Here is a 20,350-nt window from a genome sequence, read left to right as displayed (position 1 = left end):
GGCAAGCAATCACGTTGGGCATCTCAAGCAATCGGCGCACAAAAAAAGCCAAACGCCGGTAATTTCGGCGTTTGGCTTGCATTGTCTCGGCCTGTCTGGCCTGAAAGTAGCGGCAGAGGGACTCGAACCCCCGACACGCGGATTATGATTCCGCTGCTCTAACCAGCTGAGCTATGCCGCCGCTCGAATTTGATTTTCGAGAGGGCGAGAATGTAGGCGAATCCGGCAGGCTTGAAAAGACGGCTTCGCGGCTTCCAAGCGGGTTTTCTGGTGTTCGGTCACTTCCAGCGAAGCGGTTATGACGGCAATTCCGGTTTCCGCCACCGGGCTCGGCACACGGACCTGCCAGATCGGCATTTCGAACGCTGGACTTGAGTCAACTTCGTCAGATTGACGTTGTCGCGGTTTCCCCCGGACCGCTACAAACACCCCCTGGGACGAAGGACCGTACCGATCGCGCGAACCGATCATCCTTTTTGATCGCCCCTTGGGAAGGAACTCGGATGTACCGACTGCTGCTTTGTTTTCGCTACTTGCGAACCCGCTACATCGCTTTGGCTTCGATCATCAGCGTCACGCTGGGCGTGGCCACGCTGATTGTTGTGAACAGCGTCATGGCTGGTTTTTCAGCCGAAATGCATGAACGTCTGCACGGACTGGCCTCCGACATTGTCATCGAATGCCACGCCTCAGGCGGCATGCCCGATCCCGATGCCCACCTCGACGAGATCCATCGCATCGTCGGCGACCAGATCGCCGGGTCCTCGGTGAGCGTCCATGTCCCCAGCATGCTCGGCATCGATTTCAACGGACAACTGATCACTCATCACGTCAACCTCGTCGGCATCGATGCGGAGACCTATGACAACGTCAGCCACTTTGGCCGCTATCTCCTGCACCCCGATAACCAATCCGCGGTCTCGTTCGACCTGCGTGAAGACGGCTACGAAGAAGCCCGCGACGGATTCCCTCATTCCGGATGGAAGTACCGTCGCGATCACGCTCGGATGGAAAAGGCCTGGGAAGCCGAACGCAAACGCATCGAAGACCTGAGCCGAGAAGCCGCACGTTTGGCAAGCGGTAAACCACAACCACAAAACACGGAGATGCTGGAATCGGATGGCCCTTCGTTTGGATTTGACGGGCCGACGATCGGAACCGTCCTTCCCGAAGGAATTCGAGAAGAAGGTGCAGGCGATGCCCCTGTGTACTTCGATCCAGAAACGGAGCAGTACCCTGGCATCATCCTGGGCATCTCCACCTGCAGCAACAAATCACGTGACGCGGATGGCAACGTTCGCGACCACTACTATTGCCGCCCGGGCGACGACGTCCGTTTGATGTTCCCCAACGCCTCCGACAAACCCAAAGTCGTCAACCAAAAATTCACCGTGGTGGATTTGTATGAATCCGGCATGAGCGAATACGACAGCACATTTGCCTTCGTGCGACTGGATCAACTGCAAGATTTTCGCGGGATGATCGATCCAAGCTCCGGCACAACCAGCGTCACCACGATCCAGTTGAAACTGATCGAAGGAGCGAATCTCAACGCGGTCCGCGATGCACTGCGTCAACGTTTTCCACCTGACACCTATGCCTACAGCATCCAAACCTGGCGTGACATGCAAGGCCCACTGCTCGCCGCTGTTCGTTTGGAAACAACCATCCTGAACATCCTGTTGTTCTTGATCATCGCCGTCGCTGGGTTTGGCATCCTGGCCACGTTCTTCATGATCGTCGTGGAAAAGACACGCGACATCGGAACCTTGAAAGCACTCGGTGCCAGCGGCAGCGGAGTGATGAGCATCTTCCTCAGCTACGGTCTGTTGCTCGGCATCGTCGGAAGTGGAGTGGGGTTGGTCGGCGGAATCGCATTCGTCCACAACATCAATGACATCGCTGCGGTGATCGAAACGATCACCGGTCAAGAAGTCTTTGACCCGACGGTCTACTACTTCACGGAGATCCCCACGATCCTCAACCCATTCACGCTGGCCTGGGTCATGGCAGGTGCCGTTGCGATTGCGACGACCGCCAGCGTGCTGCCCGCGATCCGGGCCGCTCGCATGCATCCGGTCGCCGCTCTGCGATTCGAGTGATCCACGTCACTTCAAACGGACCACCCGTTCGCTGCCGCTTTCCATCTCTCCCTCTTCCCCCTCCTTCGACCAACGATTTGATCCATGCATTCCTCGCCTGAACTGCTGCTGGAAGCCCGTGGGATTCGCAAGAGTTATCACAAGGACAAAATCGAACTGCCGATTCTTCGCGGCATCGACGTCGGTTTTGCCGCAGGGGAACTGTCTGCTCTCGTTGGACGCAGCGGAAGTGGCAAGAGCACCTTGATGCACTTGCTAGCAACGCTCGACCAACCGGATTCGGGAGAAGTCTGGTTTGACGGAGCTCGAATCGACAATCAAAGCCGCGCTCGTCGAGACCAATATCGCAACTCGCAGATCGGCATCATCTTTCAGTTCTACCACTTGTTGCCAGAACTCTCCGCGATCGAAAACGTGTTGGCACCCGCCATGATTCGTCGCAGCGTTCTAGGCTATCTTCGCGATCGAAAGTCTTTGCGACTCCGCGCCGAAGCGATGTTAGACCGAGTCGGATTGCTGAACCGAAGTCACCACCAACCGTCAGAAATGTCGGGCGGCGAAATGCAACGCGTGGCCATCGCGAGATCGCTGATGTCCAACCCCAAGCTGCTGCTAGCCGATGAACCGACCGGTAACCTCGACACAGAAACCGGCGCCACCATCCTGACGCTGCTTCGCGAATTGAACCGAGAAGATAAGCTGACCATCGTGATGATCACTCACGATGACTCGATCGCCGAGACCGCCGACCGCTGCTACCGAATGTGCGACGGTTTGCTCGAAGACAACGCCTCGGACGCAGCAAAGAACAGCCGATCCGATTCAGCCAAGCTAGAAACCGTCGCTGCCTGACCAACCAACTTCACAACCCGAACGCGTCAGTTTTGAAGTTGCGTTTTTGCGTGAGGCATTGTTTTTTTCATAACCCGACGCGTCAGCGAGGCGAAGTCGACATCGTTTTTCCCTCGCTGACGCTTCGGGTTATGAGAAAAGCGCAACTTCAACACGCGTCAGCGAGGGACCGCGCGCATCCCCACGCTGGCCCCATCCGGGGCGAAGATCGTGTATCACCCTGTCGCCGCTCCGCGGCTTTCGCGTCATGGGTGTGCCCCCAAGACCTCGGGTTGAAAACCCGAGGCTGACAGATTTCACCGCTCCGCGGTTGTTGCGTCACCCAACATGCACGACCAGTCGCGGAGCGACGGCAGCCGAAAGCCTTGGGTTTTCAACCCAAGGTCAAGAGAGACACAGTCGATCACCAAGTCGCGGAACGATGACAGTTGTCCGCCATCCCCTCGCCGAATGATCCACGACGCATCCCGTACGATGGCCTTCCAAGGCCGTCGAATTGGAACCCCGACGTGTCAGCGAGGCACCGCTGGCCCCATCCGTGGCCGAGGTCTTTCCTTACGGTCGCAGGATCTCGTTGTTGCGTTGGACCCGTTCTTTCTGCTCGGTGTAGATCTTCGGCAGGCTGTTGGGCAACGACTTCGGAGCCAACGATTTTTCCGGTGCAAAGTCTCGACCGCGAACGGCCGATCCAAGCGGCGTCGTCAATGAATCGTCGATCGTCTTCAAGTACGCTTGCAGCTTCCAAGCGGGAATGATCGTCACACCATTCTCGGTCGCCTTGGCTTTCGCTTTCCCGACCGCCGCAACCTCACTGGCGTTGTCGGCTTGATTGTCCACGTCTTCCGATTCGCCAATGACGAGGAACCGGACACTGCTGTCAAACGTGCCTTCTTGCGTCCCATCGGTTCGCAAAATCGCGGCGACCTCGGCCCCAGCCGCACGGATCATCGAAGAGATCTCCGTGGTATCGGGACGGTTGTCGTCGTCGAGATCGATGTTGTCCATCAACGCGATCTTCACGCGACGTCCGGGTGACCAGAACGGTGAGTAAATCTGGTCGCCAGGAATGATCGGATAGCGAATTTCGGGTAGTGCCACCACGCGAGCTTCCGCACGGTGATCGCCCAACAACTTGGTGACCTGGATCGTCGCTTTGATTTTCGCGTCTTGCAGACGGGTTTCATCGCCATCGATCACGCCGAACGTCACACCAGGAGTCAACTCATCGGCAGACCCCAGATTGATCGTCACCACGTTGCCGTCGCGATACACATAGCTGATCAAACCTTGTGTGCTCTCGAAATTCGTGCTGCGAAGTCGAACCAGTTCCTGACGTTGGTTTTCGATCGTGCTCGCCAAACGTGTTTCGAGTTGCTGCAGCTCATTGATTTCGGCCGTGACCTTGTTTCGGTACGTCGTGAACTCAGCAATTTTCTTTTGCAAGCTATCGCTGGTCCGTTCCGTGGTCAGCTTCATCTGCTCACGGTCTTCCGCGAATTTAGACTGTTCTGTTTCCAGCTTTTTGTTGGCCGCGTCGCGACTTTGCTCCGCGACTTCCTGAGCCTTGCGAGCCACTTCGATGTCACTGTCCGCCTGCGATCGAATCTGAGTGGCTTCATCACGAGCTTGGCTGTACTGGACGTTGCGGTTGCGAATCGAGTTGACCAAGAACTCGGGCAGGTTGGGGTAGTTTCGGTTCTGCGGGTCGACTTCCGGGCCGAACAACGCCATGTCGCGAGCAAAGTTCTGCTCGATCGTTTCGATTTCGGGGTCGCCCCCCGTGGTGGACGTCAGCTGATCGAATTGAGCCTGGCTCAAACCTCCCACGCCCAGCATCGCTTTCATCAGCGTGGCTTCGTCTTGCATTTTCTGCAATTCACTGCCACGTGCCTGCAGGCGTTCCTGCGCCCCTGCGGCCGTTTCGGCTTGCGTGTCGCCCCAACTCCACAAAAAGAAGTTGAGCGCCAAAGAGAGCACCAGGAAAATCAGGCAGGCAATCAAGCTGCCTCGGATCACTGAATCGTCGCGTGCGGCCATGAGGGCGGTGAAGAGTAGGAGGAGACGGAGTGCCCGTGCGAGGGCAGTCGGACCAACGTGGGTCGCGGTGGTTGCAAGTTGACTCGATGAACAGCGGCCACCGACCCATCCGGAATGGCGAACCACTCGCTTCTGCAAACAGCGATTGTATTCAGAGATGATCCCAAACGCATCTTTTTGACACAGAAATCAGCCTGAAACTCCTCCAACGATCACGCCAACCCGCCGGTCTGCTCCGATTTTGACGACGAACCGCCCCGGAAAGCCGCCGTCAAAAGTCTTCCCCCCACCCAAACGAGGCGTTTTTCAGCTTCTAGCTCTCGTGCTCGTAGCCGGATTCGCCAAGAAGTAGCCGGATTCGCCAAGAATTCGGACGTTCGAGTTGATGTGCGTCCGAGTTCTGGCGAACCCGGCTACGCGCTCCCGTAAGGTGCCACCCACCGTTCACAGCCCGTCGCCCCGGATGGGGCCGTTGTGGGGAATGCTGGTGCGGTCCCTCGCACACGCGTTTTGAATTTGCGCTTTTGCGTGAGGCATTTTTTTCATAACCCGACGCGTCAGCGAGGCGAACTCAACATCGTTTTTCCCTCGCTGACGCCTCGGGTTTTGAGAAAGACGCTTCGGGTTTTGAGAAAAGCGCAACTTCAAAACTCCGGTGCTCGACCCTCCCCTCGCTTCGCTCGACCCTTGCAGGGGGGAGGGTGATGATAAGCGTCTGGCAACACAGCGTTTCAAAACGGCGCGAGTTCCTCGTCTGAGGGTTGCCTCAGGTGGGTTCCTGGCCTTCGACTTCAGCCGCCTTTGCGTCCGCTTTGGCTTGGATGTCTTCGTTGCTTCCTTCTGGCGCGACCATGGTGGGTTCGTTGTCAGAGCAACCCGTGATCCAGCATGGCGAAGCCAGTGCGATTGCCAGCATCATCAGTCCGTTTTTGGTCATGTCTTTCATTTGATTCTCTTGAAATGGAAGTGGTTGGTGTTCAGGTGAGCCATGCCCAGCTAAGCGGCCGGACATGGCCATGTGGGTCTTGGTTGCAGGTGATGCAACACTTAGGTGGGTTGGGTCAGATCGGTTCGCCAATGATTTCGCGTCCGGCGCGTGTTCCCATCGCTCCCCAGATTCCGTAGGGGCTTTCGCCGCCCACCAGGTTTTGGTTGGACGCGTTGTAGTAGTACGGGATGGTTGCTTCCGAGTTGCCCGCATCAACTGATTCCGTGATGAACTTGACGGCGCCGTCTCCCATCAGCACATGGCATCCGCCTTGGTGGCGACTGCTGGCACCCATGGGGCCGCCGTAGGTGCGAGCGAAAGTCGAGAGGATGCACGCAGGGCTGTTGGGGGAATGGATCGTGTAAAAGCCAGTGAACATCGGTCCCCAGTCGGCCCATCGGAAGCCGCGTTTATCCGTCGGGACCAGGTTCACGCCGGAGCTCAACCAAAATTGCGGACGCTCTGGGGCGATCATGTCATCGCAAATGCCAGGGTTGAAATACGAGTCCCCTGAGCTGGGTGCTCTGGCGGAAGAGCCTGCGACGACGCGCAGGTCCGTGCGGGCATCTCGGTCGCCCAGGTCGGTTGCAATTTCGCCAGCGATGATGGTGTTGGACAGTCCGTCCAGCGTGTCACGGAATTTCATCGTGGCACGGGGGCGGAACATGCCTCGATGGCTGCTGCGTCCGCGTTCGGATGTTTGTGCCAGGCTGACTCCGCCCGGGTAGCCGCCGCTGCCACCGTTCCCGTTGGGAGAGGTGTATTGGTACACATAGTGGCTGTCGCCCAAGCTGGCCGCGTAATTGGTGCGTCCTTGGGCGGGTGCACCCGTGCCAGGATCGCTGGGGCATCGGAACGTTGGGATTTCCGAGGCCCACGGCACGTAGCCATCTTGAACCCAGGGGTTGGGGCCCATTGCGTTCCAGGGGCCCGACATCGCTGTGTTCGTCGTGTTTTTGAGGGAGGGATTTGAGATCATCTCCCAGAGAGCTTGCTGTTCGATGAATGGCGTGAGGCCAACCAGGTAGCTCAGTCGCCGCGAGCTGTATCCGCCTCCGGAGTTGATGTTGCCGCCGCCGGCACCCCAGCCAGTTGAGCTATTCGCGTTGGTTCCCGTTCCTTGAATGGGTTGCTGATTGAACGCTGAATGGTAGTTGTGGATTGCCAGTCCGATCTGTTTGACGTTGTTGCCGCAGCTCATGCGGCGAGCGGCTTCGCGGGCCGCTTGCACTGCCGGCAATAGCAGCCCAACCAAAACGCCAATGATCGCGATGACCACCAGCAGTTCCACCAGGGTGAATCCCTTTCGGGATTGCGAATGAATTCCCATCTTCAAAGCTCCACGTGTGTAAACGAATGCATTCCTGAGCCGACTTGGCTCGTGGATGAGTTCAGTCCTCTGATCAGCAGCACTTGCCGGTGAAGGCGAGTGCGAGCCGCTTGGGCGGACTTGTGCCAAGCGGTCCGTGGTCAAGACCCGGCGTGGGTCGGGACCGTGGGCGTTCACGGTGTGCTGAGTCGTTCTGGCTCAGGTCACACGCAATCAGTTGTGGTGGAACGTGGGGAGTCGTTCGGTGGATGATGGGTGACGTCGATGTTTTGGGGGTGGTCCCTTTGCGAAATGGAGGGGGGGTGTCGCGGCACTGGCCCTTGGTGCGACAGGGTCAGACTATCGAGCTGGTGGCGGTGGGCAACGTCGATTTTTAGCGAGAAATCGTTGAGGCCATTTCTGCTCCCTACGGAGTGTCACGAGGGAGTCGCACGTTCATTTGATCGCGAAAAAAAATGCGGGTGGAATCCTTTGCGTCACGTTGTTTTTGAAGGTCTGTAGATGTTTTGCGTCGATTTGTTTCGTGATTTGTTTAATGGTGGAAGTCTCGTGGGCGATGTTTCTTCGTCTGTTATGACGCGTTGCGTTGCTTGCGTGTAATGATTTGCGACTATTGTTTTTCGGTGGGCGGCAGTACTCGGACGGGTGGTTGGGTGCTGTGTGATTGATTGGGCTGGGATTCACTCTTTCGCCCGTTGGCGCCGCTTCGGTAGACCGAGAGAGTTGGGTTTCGAATCGCTGGAGAATGCAAATGCCTTGGACAGACATGGGAATGGCTCGCGAAAGTTTGTCGTTGTTGGCATCTTTCTTTGCCGTCGCGTCGACCTTCTATTTCTGGCTGGTGCGAGCCAATCGAGAGCGAGCCAAGTTGGCTGCGTGCACGGTCACAGGCCTGCGGGGCACAATGTTGATGGCGATGGAAGACGCCGTGACATTCAGGCGGGTGTCGCCGGGCGACCATCAGGTCGTGCTGAAGTACTGGTTGGATCTGGCGATCGTGAACAACAGTTCTTTGCCCAACGCGTTGTTGGGGATCAAGGTTTGGGTGAAGTTCACCGATGGTCGCTGGCACGCGATGGATGTTGCATCTGCTGACCCGGAGGCGGATCTGTTTCCGCAGAACATCGACCCTTTGACCACTGCCGGGATGAAGCTTGCCCTGGCGACTAAATGGGATGGCGATGTCTCGGGCGGTTTTCGCGAGCGTGAGTGTGCTGCTGGCGACGCGTTGCCGGAGTTGGTGCCAGTCCGAGTGGAGTTACAGGCTCTGCAGGGGCAGTGCTTTGTCACTGAATGGTTGGATGACGGGCGGTTGCTGGCGCGAACGGAGCAGGCAGGTCGATTGGCTGCCGCGTAGTAGGTGCTTGTCGCTTGACGGGGTTGTCCGTTGGCGCGGCGTTCCGTCGTTGGCTGCTTTGTCGGCTTCCGATTTCAGTGGATTGATTCAGACCAGCACGCCGCGTTCTGCTGGGGTGTCTTTCTTGGCCTGCAGGACGCCTGGCTCGATCGAGCTTTCCACGATGGCAACCTCTCGCTCGTTGAAAGCCGGGTTGTTCATGAGGTTCGCAATCACTTGGACAGTGAGGCGGCGGCCTCCCGTGATGACTTTGCAGCCTTCGTCAATCGAAATGGTTTCATAGGGAATCATCCCAGGGTGCAGTTGATTGATGGGAAGTCGCCTCACGCACAGCGTGTCTCGGTTGTCATGAAGACATTCCATCGCATTGATCATGTTGTTCGACAGGTTTGGCAGGATCTGTTGGATCGTTGAGGAAGCGGCTTCGACGCAAAGACCCTTGGTGGTCAGGGAGTTCCAGTAGAAAACCACTCTCAATAGCAGTGCAGAGGCTTCGATTCGCCGTCCTGATTCACGGAATCCTTCCGCTCTTGGCACGGCGCATAGCAGGTCAACGATCCATCCCAGTCGCGGGATTTTTTTGAGGAGATTCGCGGATATCCGGCAGGTCTTCGCGAATAGTTCTTTGTGTCTTTCGGATGTTGGGTCCAGGCATCTGAATTCCTCGGCCTCCTGCGGCGAGAGGATGGCCAGTCCAACCAAGCAGACACGCGTCGCAATCCTCTCTTCCCAGCCGATGTCAATTGAAAGGCTCTTGGCGAGTTCGCTGATCGATTCCAGCATGCGGGTCGTGTCGATGTTGCGTCCGTCGGGCATCTCAATCAGATCGGTCATCAAGTCCAAGGTCCCGGCAAAGGTTCCGCTCAACAGATCTTTGGTGGAAACCTGGGAGTTGTGTTGTGCCTGCGCTTCCTGGATCGTTGAAATGATTTGGTCGGGATCGCATGGCTTTGTCAGGAACTTGAAAACCTTGCCATCGTTGACGGCTTGGATAGCGGTTTCGAGATCCTTGTTGCCGGTCAACATGATGAATACCGCGTTGGGCATCTTGTTGCGAAGCGCCCCGATCGTTTCGATTCCGTCCATGTCGGGCATTTGCTTGTCGACGAGTACCACCGAAAAAGGTCCTTGCTTGTCGGTGGTTTCGATTGCCGCTTTGCCGCCTTCTGCCGTGTGGGCGCGGTAGCTGGCCGGGAGTTTTTGGCTGGCCATCTCTGCGAGGATTTTCAGCAGGATTGGGTCGTCGTCAACGAACAGGATTCTCTCGGCCATCTGGTTGCCCCTCTCGATTGTTTGGATTTCATTTGGCGCCGGCCGTTCAAGAGGATGAGGTCTTGTGGTCGCGGTGCTTGGGAATCTTTGTTGCCCATTTGGCAATTTGGCCACACGGGTCGTTCCAAGGCGTGCCATCTTGGGTTGGTTGTGTGGGTTGCGAGTCGGTTGAAGCTCGTGCCTTGAGTTTCTGGGCGACTCGCATGAGGAACGCTAGTTCGCAATGGGGGGGAAGTGTGTTCTGGCTCAAGGAATCTTGGCTCGTGAACGCGAGTCTATGTCTCTGGTGCGGGTTGTTCGATCTGTATGGGATTGAGCAACCCCGTGGATTCGGAATGTTCCGATTTTGCGAGGGACGCAGCACTGGTGCGTGAATCACATTGACTGCAGTGTGCGGCTTCGGCAGGGGCCAAGAACATTTGGTTTCCAGTGAAGAGGGGGAGCGAACTTCGCAGGGCTTTGCGAAATTGACTTAGCAGCACCCGATAAAAAGCCTTTGAGGCTGGGCCGACAATTTGTCTCTGATCCGATAGCATTCCGTCTGTTTCAAACCAGATTTCAATGGGATGTGATTGATGACATTTGCCACGCGGCTCAATGCGGCAATTTTGCGGACCGGATCAGTGACCTGCGTGGGGTTGGACCCGCGATTGGAACAGTTGCCCAAGCCGATTCGGGACACCGTTTCCGGGGATCGCAAAGACTTGGCGGCGGCTGCCTACACGCAGTTTTGCTGTGAGATTATCGATGCGGTGGCGGATTTGGTTCCGTGCGTGAAGCCTCAAGCGGCCTTTTTTGAGCAGCTTGGCCCAGCAGGCATGATTTCGCTGGGCGAGGTGATCTCGCACGCCAATCGAGCGGGCTTGATCGTCATCACGGATGGCAAGCGCAATGACATCGGCAGCACAGCGACGGCTTACGCGGACGCTTACCTCGGCAGTTCCGGCGAGGATCGTTCGCCGTGGGGCAGCGATTCCTTGACCGTCAGCCCTTACCTAGGGCGTGACAGCTTGGAACCGTTCGTCGATGTTTGCGACCGCCGAAATGCGGGGATCTTTGTGTTGGTGAAGACGTCCAATCCCGGCGGCGGATATCTGCAGGATCTCAGTGTGGAGGGCAAAACCATTTATCAGTCGGTGGCCGAGTTGGTCACCGAGCTGAATCAGCCTCGGTTGGATGACAATGGGTATGGCCCGGTGGGGGCTGTTGTTGGAGCGACATACCCCGAGCAATTGGTCGAGCTGAGGAAGGCGATGCCGCACAGTATTCTGTTGGTGCCCGGTTTTGGGGCTCAGGGCGGATCGGCCAAGGATGTGTTGGGGGCTTTGGATGAGAACCGGACGGGGGCGGTTGTGAACAGTTCTCGGCACATCATTTTCGCCCATCAGCGCGAAGAGTTTTCGGTTGCCGCGGATGAGAGCAATTGGCAGGACGCGGTCCGGTCCGCGACGGTCCAGATGAACGAGCAGCTCAAGGGGTAATGCCGCGAGATTTGGCCTGGCTCGCTGGGTTATTGGTTGGTTCGAATTCACAACCCGACGCGTGAGCGAGGGACCCGCAGGCTCATTGCAATGGCACGCGATCCCTCGCTGACGCTTCTGGTTGGGATAGAATCCGCAGCTCGCGCCGGACCATCTCGCGCATAGGGTCGACCCTCGCTGGCGCTTTGGGTTGGGATTGAATCCACCGGCCATCGCGAGTCGGGTTTTCGTTTTGCTCTGCCTTGCTGGGTCGCCAGCCTTGTTGGCCAGTTCGCCCAGGCCCCCTCGTTGCCCTGTTTTGGTCCTCCGTGAGTGGGGCTGGCTGGGGCTGCGGATATGCGTAGGTGTTGGGCTTTCGGAGTCAAGGGCCGGTATTGTCGGTCGAGCTTCACTTTTTTGTGCGACACAATGTCGCTGATCGTTCGCTGGCCTTGCCATCGCAGGTGTTTCCGACTGATAATCCCGGCCCGCGTCGGCAGGAGTTGCGCGGATGCTCTATTACTTTTTCTTGTCTCATCAACGTTGCTCAGACGTGTTGTACATCGAGGTGGTCCCTCGGGTGCAAACTGCGGTTGGGAATTGGTTTCCGTTGATGAGTGATTTGGATCGATCATGAAACGTTTTTTGTTTCCACGTTGGGTCAATCCCTTCTTGGGCGTTCTGGGACTGGCCATTGTTGGCGGGGGCGTATATGCCGCTGCTATGGGTGGATTGGTCACGGACCCTCAAACACTCAACGTGGGTTATCAACCGACGCAACCGGTCCCATTCAGTCACGCGATTCACGCGGGACAGTTGAAAATGGATTGTCGGTATTGCCACAACACGGTGTTTGATGCTGCTCACGCCGCGGTGCCTCCAACGGCAACCTGCGTGAACTGCCACTCGCCTGCCGCAGAGAACGGCCAGACTGCTCTGGGTGCGGTTCGAACGGAAAGTGCGAAGTTGGCACCGATCCATGAGAGCTGGAAAACGGGCCGCAGTGTGGCTTGGAAGCGAATTCACAACTTGCCTGAATTCGTTTACTTCAACCACGCCGCTCACGTGAATTCAGGCGTCAGTTGCGTGTCCTGTCACGGACGCATCGACCAAATGGAAGTCGTGTATCAACACGAGCAGTTGTCGATGGCATGGTGCATCACCTGTCACCGCAACCCGAACGAACATCTTCGCCCGGTTGAGTTGGTCACCAAACTCGATTGGAAAGCGGAAGACCACGACTGCGGTGAAAACGCCAACCAATAAGAAATCGCGAAAGCCCACCGAGAAGAACACAACATCAATCCACAAGTCCATTGTGCGGTTTGTCACCGATAGTCCATCAAGACCAACCGGCCCGCTGTATTCGGCTGACTCACCGCAAACTGAACTGAGAAGATTCCACCCCATGACCACTTCGACCCAAGACGCCGGTTTCGATTCTTCCGAAGCCTCTTCCTCGTCCGCTGCTGGCAAACCGCAGTACTGGCGAAGCTTGTCGGAACTTCGTCAAGACGACGCGTTCGTCAACGATTTTTTGCATCGCGAATTTCCGGTGGCAGCGTCCGAGTTCCCCGAGGGCGTTTCGCGTCGTCGATGGATGCAAATCATGGGTGCCTCGCTGGCCATGGCAGGTGCCGCCGGTTGTCGTTACCCCGAGGAACTGATCGCGCCGTTCGTGCTGCGTCCTGCGGATCGTGTGCCGGGCGAAACGTACCAAGCGGCCACGAACTTTGAACTGGCCGGTGAAGTCCAGCATTTGCTGATCACCTGCGTCGATGGTCGCCCCATCAAGGCGGAACCAAATACATCGCATCCTGCCGGCGGCGGGGCGGGCACGTACGCCCAAGCCTGCGTGCTGGGACTGTACGATCCCGATCGCGCCCGCGGCGAAGCCGGTGTTCCCATCCGATTTGACGACAGCGAAAAGCGTCGCATTGAATCCGACTGGGACGCGTTCGCGAATTACGGCCAGGCGTTGTTGCGGTCGGTCGGCAAAGGCGAATCGGTCGCGGTGATGATGTCGCCCACGACGTCGCCCACCACGCTGCGGATGATCGGCGAACTGCAAAAGAAACTGCCTGCTGCATCGGTTTGCGTGTACGAGCCGATCGACGGTGGCTTGATGAACGAAGCCACTCAGCGTGTCTTCGGGAAACCAGCCGCACAGAAGTTTGACTTCACCGAAGCCGAAGTCATCGTGTCCTTCCAGTCGGACTTCCTGGGCAGCGACACGGGCAGCCAAGCCAATTCACGCACGTTCGCGGCGAAACGCGATCCGATGCAAGAAGAAACGAAAGGCGAGATGAGTCGTCTGTACGTCGCCGAGGGCGGGTACACGACCACCGGAGCTGCCGCGGACGTTCGCATCGCGATTCGCCCCAGCCAAATGAAAGCCGTTTTGGCTGAGCTTGGACGCCGTGTTGAAAAAGTCAAAGCCGGCGAAACGCTGGGCGAGCAGTACGACCTTGAAAACCTGCCCGAAGACGGTGCGGCGTACAACGAGCTCGATCCTGCGGCGCGACTGGACCGATTCCTGAATGCCGCCGCGGCTGACTTGGCCGCCGCAGGCGACAAGGGTGTGGTCGTGGTTGGCGAAACGCTGGGTGCCGATGCGATCGTTGCTGGCATCGACATGAACGCCAACCTGGGTTCGCTCAGTTCCATTCAAACTTTCCGTCCAATTGCCGGATCGGAACTGAAGAACCAGCTTTCGCTGAAAGAAACGTTTGACCGAATCAACAGCGGCGACCTGAGCACGGTAATGTTCGTCGACACCAACGTGATCCACACCGCACCGGGTGACATGGATTTCACGAAGGCTCTCGAGCGACTCGAGCACTCGATTTACTTGGGCATCTACGACGACGAAACCGCTGAAAAATGCAGTTGGTCGTTGCCCATGAGTCACCCCCTGGAATCCTGGGGCGACTGCGTCGGAATCGACGGTCACTACGGCGTTTGTCAGCCACAAATCATGCCGCTTCTCGGTGGACGCTCCGCTGCAGAAGTCCTGGCGTTGATGTTGGACGAAGAAGTCACTGACGGTGAAAAACTGGTTCGCCGCACCGCGGATTCGGTTTCGGGATCTGCTATCAGCGATCGCCAATGGCGCAAGCTGTTGCACGATGGGTTCTCGGAAGACGTTGTCGTCTCAGCGGAAGAAGTGTCGGCTGGCGAGACCTCGGTCGATCTGCCCGGGGAGCTCCCAGAGATCACATTGGATGTCGATCAAGATGACATCGAAGTCGTCTTCACCGCTTCGGAAGCTCTCTACGACGGTCGCTTTGCCAACAACGGTTGGTTGCAGGAAATGCCGCAAGCCCTGACCAAATTGGTCTGGGACAATGCCGCTGTCATGAGCCCCCGCACCGCAGAAGCACTGGGAATCAAGCACGGATTGATGGTCGCGATTCGTCGTGGCGACTCGACCGTTGAATTGCCAGTTTATGAAATGCCTGGCTGTGCTCCTGGCGTCATCACAACACAAATTGGTTACGGCCGAACTCGCGTCGGTGCCGTGGGCGGTTCCGTCGAAATGGAAGTCGATCCGGTTGGCGTCGACGTTTCGCCGATCCGGTTCAGCGACTCGATGCTGTACGCTCATCCTGTCGAGGCTCGTCCTCGGTACACGGAATACGAATTGGTCACGACCCAGGATCACTGGGCGATCGATGAACTCGGGCGCGGCGAATCCGAGAGTCGCAGTTTCAGCCTGATTCGTGAAGGCACATTGGAACTGCTCAAGAAGCTGCCAGAGTTCGCGGAAGCCAAGGGGCCTCACGTCCCATCGGTCGGCGAAGAAGGTTCACTCTGGAAAGAGCCGATCAACCAAATCGAAGAAACCAAAGAAAAGATCCCACAGTGGGGCATGTCGATCGACTTGACCAAGTGCCTTGGCTGCAACGGCTGTGTGATCGCTTGTCAAAGCGAAAACAACGTGCCAATCGTCGGCAAAGAGCAAGTCGGTAACAGCCGTGAAATGCACTGGCTGCGAATCGACCGTTACTTCCAAGGCGATCCAGACGTTGCCGATATCGTTCAAGAACCGGTCGCTTGCATGCACTGCGAAACGGCACCTTGTGAGCAGGTTTGCCCGGTCGCGGCCACGGTTCACACCGACGAAGGTCTCAACGCGATGACCTACAACCGCTGCATCGGCACGCGGTACTGCGGTAACAACTGCCCGTTCAAGGTTCGCCGGTTCAATTACTTCAACTACAACAAAGACGTTGGCGTTGGTTACGGCATCGATGCTTACCCTGGCTCGATCGAAACCGCGAATCGAAAACTTCAACAGTTGGTGCTCAACCCCGACGTGACCGTTCGCGGTCGTGGTGTCATGGAAAAGTGCACCTACTGCGTCCAACGCATCGAGCACGCCAAGATTGATGCTCGCAAAGATGGCGGCCGACCCGTTCGCGATGGCGAGATCGTCACCGCTTGCCAAGCCGCTTGTCCAACCAATGCCATTGAGTTTGGCAATGTGGCAGATCCCGAATCGGCTGTTTCCAAGGCCAAGGACGACATTCGCAGCTATGGCATGTTGGGTCAGCTCAACGTCAAGCCACGGACGTCCTACAAGGCTCGGATTCGTAACACACCGTTTGCTTTGATGACTCGCAAGCAGATCGATGATTTGTCGTTGGAGGCACCGCATCACGGCGAACATGGTCACGGCGAACACGGCCATGAAGAACATGGGCACGATGACCACGGTCACGACGAAGGCGACCACGGTCACGACGATCACGCTCATGGCGAAGAGCAGCACACCCGGAACGTGACGCGTCCGTTCCAATTGCCGATCGTTTAGGGATTCGCCCCCGACGCCGCTTTCATACTCCGAAATCAACCCTCCTTTTTCAGCCTTTCCATGTCTCTCGCAATCCCAAACGGACTGGATAATTCGAACGATCGGCCCGGTCAGCGTGCACCGCTGGTTCTTGGCGACACGAATTATCACTCGATCACCGAAGCGGTCTGCAAGATCGCCGAGCAACCGCCATCTCGTGCGTGGGTGATCGGGTTTTTGGTCTCCGTTCACTTGGCGACGATGTTGGGTTTGTGCATCGCCTACCTGATTTACACCGGGGTGGGTGTCTGGGGAAACCGGGCGCCGGTTTTCTGGGGTTGGCCGATTGTTAACTTCGTGTTCTGGGTCGGGATTGGTCACGCGGGAACGCTGATCAGTGCGATTCTGTACCTGTTCCGTCAGGAATGGCGAACCAGTATCAACCGGACGGCCGAGGCAATGACGATCTTCGCCGTGGTGTGTGCGGGCACGTTCCCGGGCATTCACGTGGGTCGTGCTTGGCTCGCGTTTTGGTTGGCCCCTTACCCCAGTTTGAACCTTTGGATGTGGCCACAGTTCCGCAGTCCGCTATTGTGGGACGTTTTCGCGGTTTCGACCTACGCAACCGTGTCGCTGTTGTTTTGGTACATGGGGATGGGTCCCGATTTGGCGACCTTCCGTGACCGCAGCAAGAATCCCTTCCGACGCGCTGCCTATGGTGTGTTGGCGCTTGGATGGAGCGGTTCATCCCGGCACTGGATGCGTTACGAAAAGGCCTACGCTCTGTTGGCAGCTTTCGCGGCCCCGCTGGTTTTGTCCGTGCACACGATCGTGTCCTTTGACTTCGCGGTTTCGCAGGTTCCTGGTTGGCACACGACGATCTTCCCGCCGTACTTTGTTGCCGGGGCAATTTTCTCCGGTTTTGCGATGGTGATCACGTTGATGGTCCCCGCTCGGAAGATCTTCAACATCGAAAAGCTGATCACGATCCGGCACTTGGAAAACATGTGCAAGATCATCCTGACGACCGGATTGATCGTCGGCTTGGCATACGGGACGGAGTTCTTCATTGCTTGGTTCGGCCAAGTCCCTGAAGAGAAATTCGCGTTCGTCAACCGAGCCTTCGGGCCCTATTGGTGGGCGTACTGGACGATGATCACCTGCAACGTGATTTCGCCCAATATCTTCTGGTCGAAGAAGGCTCGCACGACACCTTGGATCATGTTTGTCGTTTCGATCTTCGTGAACATCGGGATGTGGTTTGAACGTTTCGTGATCACGATCACCAGTCTCTCACGCGATTACTTGCCAAGTGCTTGGGCTTACTTCAGCCCAACGTGGGTCGATTGGTGCATGTTGATTGGTTCGTTTGGATTGTTCTTCACCTTGTTCCTGTTGTTCTGCCGTTTGATGCCGATCGTCAACATGGCCGAAACGAAGGCGACACTCGCCAAAGAATTGCACATGGCTCACGCCGACCATTCGCACGAGGACGACCACTGAGAATGTTGGCCGCGAAATTCGCGACCGACGCCTCTTTGACGTGCTGAATCCTGATCACTGAAAACCGTTCATCGAAATTTTTCTCATGACTGAATCCCAACCCAAACCGCAGACAGTGGCGGACGACAAAAAAGTCCACGGTGTTGTTGCCGAATTCACGGATGTCGATTCGCTGCTGGCGGCTTGTCGTCGTGTTCGTGACGCGGGCTACACCAAAGCGGATGCGTTCACGCCGTTCCCGGTGCACGGGATCGACACGGCGCTGGGAATCAAACCCACGGTCTTGCCATGGATCGCTTTGGCAGCGGGTTTGACTGGCACCACGATCGCACTGTTGATGCAGATCAGCTTGAACGGTCAAACGGATCTGTTCGAAGGCATTCAGTACCCGTACATCATTTCGGGCAAGCCGTTCATTTCGTTGCCGGCGTTCATCCCGGTCACGTTTGAGTTGACCATTTTGTTGGCTTCCTTCGGGACGTTTTTCGGAATGTGGGCCCTCAATGGTCTGCCCCGATTCAGCAACCCCATGTTCACCAGTCCGCGATTTGATCGTGCGACCGACGACACGTTCTTCTTGTTCTTGGATGCCAAGGATTCGAGATTTGATGAAGCGGGGGCGAAAGCACTGCTGGGTGAATTGGGCGGTGAATTCATTGAGCCGGTACTCGAAGACGACTCGTCCAAGGTCATTCCCAAGGGATTGCTGATTGCGTTGGCAACTGTGATCTTTTTGTCCGCCATCCCCGCATTGTCTGTGTTGCGAATGCGAGTGACGAAGAGTGGTTCGCCTCGTTTCCACATCTTCCCAGACATGGACTTCTCGCCGTCGAAAGACGCTCAGCAAACGACGACCTTGTTCGCTGATGGCCGTGCGATGCGCCCTGACGTTCCCGGAACTGTTCGCCGCGGCGAGATGGATTGGGATCTGAACTTCAAGACCGGCATCGACATGGACGAACTGGCCAGCATCGATGCTCCTCGAGCAGCCCAGTTGGTTGCGATGCAGTCCGACGTTGCCGTGGATGACGAAGACGAAGTGGCTGCGGATGAAACCGCTGAAGAAGACGCTGCTGAAACGCCCGAGCCCGTGGCTGCGGAAGCCACTGACAACACACCTTGGTTGACGGAAAACCCGCTGGAATTGAGCGAAGCAGCTTTGGCTCGCGGGCAACAACAATTCAACATTTACTGCTCCGTGTGCCACGGCATGAACGGACGCGGAAACGGCTTGGTCAATCGCCGGGCCCAGAAAATTTTGGCGACCACTTGGACGCCACCATCGAACATGCATGACCCAACGCTGTACGCGGACGTGTACCCCGACGGCAAGTTGTTCAGCACGATCACCAACGGTGTTCGCAAGATGCCCGGTTACGCGTCTCAGATCAAAGCCAAGGATCGCTGGGCGATCGTGGCTTACGTGCGAGCTTTGCAAACCAGTCAGAACGCGACGTTGGAAGAGGTTCCTGATTCACAGCGTTCGAAAATCGAAAAGGAACAGGCGGAGGTTCAAGCCAAGTTGAAAGCCGCCGCGGAAGCCGAAGCAGCCAAGGCCGCGGAAGCTGCCGAAGCCGAGTAAGCCGTTTTTGCGGTCAGCAGGCGGATCACCGTCTGAGCCGCGAAACAAAAACATCGGATGCCGGTCAACCGGCATCACAACCAATCATTCCATCACTTAGTCTCAGCCCTCACATCTCCCATGTCACATAAAGCGGTCGCTATCAAGCCTGCCGATGACCCGGCATTCCAACTTCCCGCCTCCTTGGCCGGGTTGTCGTTGCCCATGATCATCGGGGGCATCGTGGCACTGGTCGGCGGTGCGTTCTTTTCAAACTCGGCCGTGGGTGGCCGATTTGGAATGTCATCATACTTGGTGGCTTACATGTACTGCCTGACCCTCGCGATTGGGTCGTTGTTCTTCGTGCTGATTCAACACTTGACGCGGGCCGGTTGGAGCGTTGTGGTTCGGCGTGTCGCGGAACTGATGATGATCATGGTCATCCCGCTGGCGTTGCTGTTCATTCCCATCGCGGTCTCGGCTTACACCGGGTCGCTGTACGCGTGGTCGGTCGACGGCTACCAAGCGGATCATGGGATTCCCAAGGTGATCTGGGAGCAAAAAGAACTATGGTTGAACCCCAACTGGTTCGTCTTCCGCTCCGTCATTTACTTGACCGTTTGGTGTGGGATTGCCGCGTGGTATTACCGCGGTAGCCAACGCCAAGACGAAACCGGCGAAATCACGATCACCGAAAAGCTGCAGGCTCGCAGTGGTCCCGCTGTCATCGCCTTTTCGTTCTGCACGTCATTCGCCGCGTTTGACTGGGTGATGAGTCTCGCACCAATGTGGTTTTCGACCATGTTCGGCGTTTACATCTTCACGGGCAGCATCTTGTCCGCTCACTGCGCCGTTTGCTTGTTCAGTTTCTTGCTGCAACGTGCCGGTGCGATGCGAGATGAAGTCACGGTGGAACACTACCACGACCTGGGCAAATTGATCTTCGGGTTCATTTGTTTCTGGGGTTACATCTCATTCAGCCAATACATGCTGATTTGGTACGCGAACATTCCTGAGGAAACACACTGGTTCTACACCCGGTCGACCGATGGATGGTTCAACGTCTCGGTTTTGCTGATGGTTCTTCACTGGG

Annotated in this window: 11 protein-coding genes, 1 tRNA gene and 2 pseudogenes; 9 read left to right on the top strand and 5 right to left on the bottom strand. The window is 57.0% G+C overall.

From position 1 onward, the window contains the following. Positions 1-107 precede the first annotated feature (107 nt). Positions 108-181 (bottom strand) — tRNA-Met (locus tag ACF8AM_RS02275). Between the two features lie 322 nt (positions 182-503). Between ACF8AM_RS02275 and ACF8AM_RS02270 the strand changes: the two genes are divergently transcribed. Both ACF8AM_RS02270 and ACF8AM_RS02265 read left to right on the top strand, forming a co-directional pair. Continuing rightward, positions 504-2,102: an ABC transporter permease gene (locus tag ACF8AM_RS02270; RefSeq protein ID WP_392554080.1), complete on the top strand. Its 1,599-nt coding sequence runs from the start codon at positions 504-506 to the stop codon at positions 2,100-2,102. A gap of 84 nt (positions 2,103-2,186) precedes the next feature. Continuing rightward, positions 2,187-2,744: pseudogene (locus ACF8AM_RS02265) on the top strand (ABC transporter ATP-binding protein); the annotation flags it as partial. Positions 2,745-3,509: 765 nt separating this feature from the next. Here the strand turns inward: ACF8AM_RS02265 and ACF8AM_RS02260 are convergent. From ACF8AM_RS02260 to ACF8AM_RS02250, 3 genes are all read right to left on the bottom strand, one after another. Beyond that, a complete protein-coding gene (locus ACF8AM_RS02260; RefSeq protein ID WP_392554079.1) occupies positions 3,510-4,991 on the bottom strand; it encodes a hypothetical protein in 1,482 nt (493 codons plus the stop codon). A gap of 766 nt (positions 4,992-5,757) precedes the next feature. Continuing rightward, entirely contained in the window at positions 5,758-5,928 is a 171-nt protein-coding gene (locus ACF8AM_RS02255) for a hypothetical protein (protein WP_392554078.1), read from the bottom strand. A gap of 124 nt (positions 5,929-6,052) precedes the next feature. After that, positions 6,053-7,309 (bottom strand): DUF1559 domain-containing protein, encoded by a 1,257-nt coding sequence (locus ACF8AM_RS02250; protein ID WP_392554077.1) that lies wholly within the window; start codon positions 7,307-7,309, stop codon positions 6,053-6,055. A 751-nt stretch (positions 7,310-8,060) separates the two neighbouring features. Here ACF8AM_RS02250 and ACF8AM_RS02245 point away from each other — a divergent pair. After that, entirely contained in the window at positions 8,061-8,666 is a 606-nt protein-coding gene (locus tag ACF8AM_RS02245; RefSeq protein WP_392554076.1) for a hypothetical protein, read from the top strand. A gap of 87 nt (positions 8,667-8,753) precedes the next feature. On the opposite strand, the gene ACF8AM_RS02240 is transcribed toward ACF8AM_RS02245, so the two are convergent. Continuing rightward, entirely contained in the window at positions 8,754-9,938 is a 1,185-nt protein-coding gene (locus tag ACF8AM_RS02240; RefSeq protein WP_392554075.1) for a response regulator, read from the bottom strand. A 575-nt stretch (positions 9,939-10,513) separates the two neighbouring features. Between ACF8AM_RS02240 and pyrF the strand changes: the two genes are divergently transcribed. The 6 genes and pseudogenes from pyrF to ACF8AM_RS02210 form a co-directional block, all read left to right on the top strand. Then, positions 10,514-11,419, top strand: coding sequence for an orotidine-5'-phosphate decarboxylase (gene pyrF, locus ACF8AM_RS02235; protein ID WP_392554074.1), 906 nt, complete (start codon positions 10,514-10,516; stop codon positions 11,417-11,419). A gap of 612 nt (positions 11,420-12,031) precedes the next feature. Further along, a pseudogene (locus ACF8AM_RS02230) lies at positions 12,032-12,736 on the top strand (cytochrome c3 family protein). 70 nt (positions 12,737-12,806) lie between these two features. Beyond that, complete coding sequence (locus ACF8AM_RS02225) at positions 12,807-16,214, top strand: TAT-variant-translocated molybdopterin oxidoreductase (RefSeq protein ID WP_392554073.1); 3,408 nt, start codon at positions 12,807-12,809, stop codon at positions 16,212-16,214. A 60-nt stretch (positions 16,215-16,274) separates the two neighbouring features. Continuing rightward, a complete protein-coding gene (gene nrfD / locus ACF8AM_RS02220; protein ID WP_392554072.1) occupies positions 16,275-17,696 on the top strand; it encodes an NrfD/PsrC family molybdoenzyme membrane anchor subunit in 1,422 nt (473 codons plus the stop codon). Between the two features lie 85 nt (positions 17,697-17,781). Further along, positions 17,782-19,278: a quinol:electron acceptor oxidoreductase subunit ActD gene (locus tag ACF8AM_RS02215; protein WP_392554071.1), complete on the top strand. Its 1,497-nt coding sequence runs from the start codon at positions 17,782-17,784 to the stop codon at positions 19,276-19,278. Positions 19,279-19,398: 120 nt separating this feature from the next. Then, on the top strand, positions 19,399-20,350 hold a 952-nt coding region (locus tag ACF8AM_RS02210; RefSeq protein ID WP_392554070.1), incomplete at its 3' end, for a hypothetical protein.

The organism is Rhodopirellula sp. JB055 (assembly GCF_043100905.1).
GTDB lineage: Bacteria > Planctomycetota > Planctomycetia > Pirellulales > Pirellulaceae > Rhodopirellula.
This window is presented reverse-complemented; position numbering and strand designations above follow the sequence as displayed.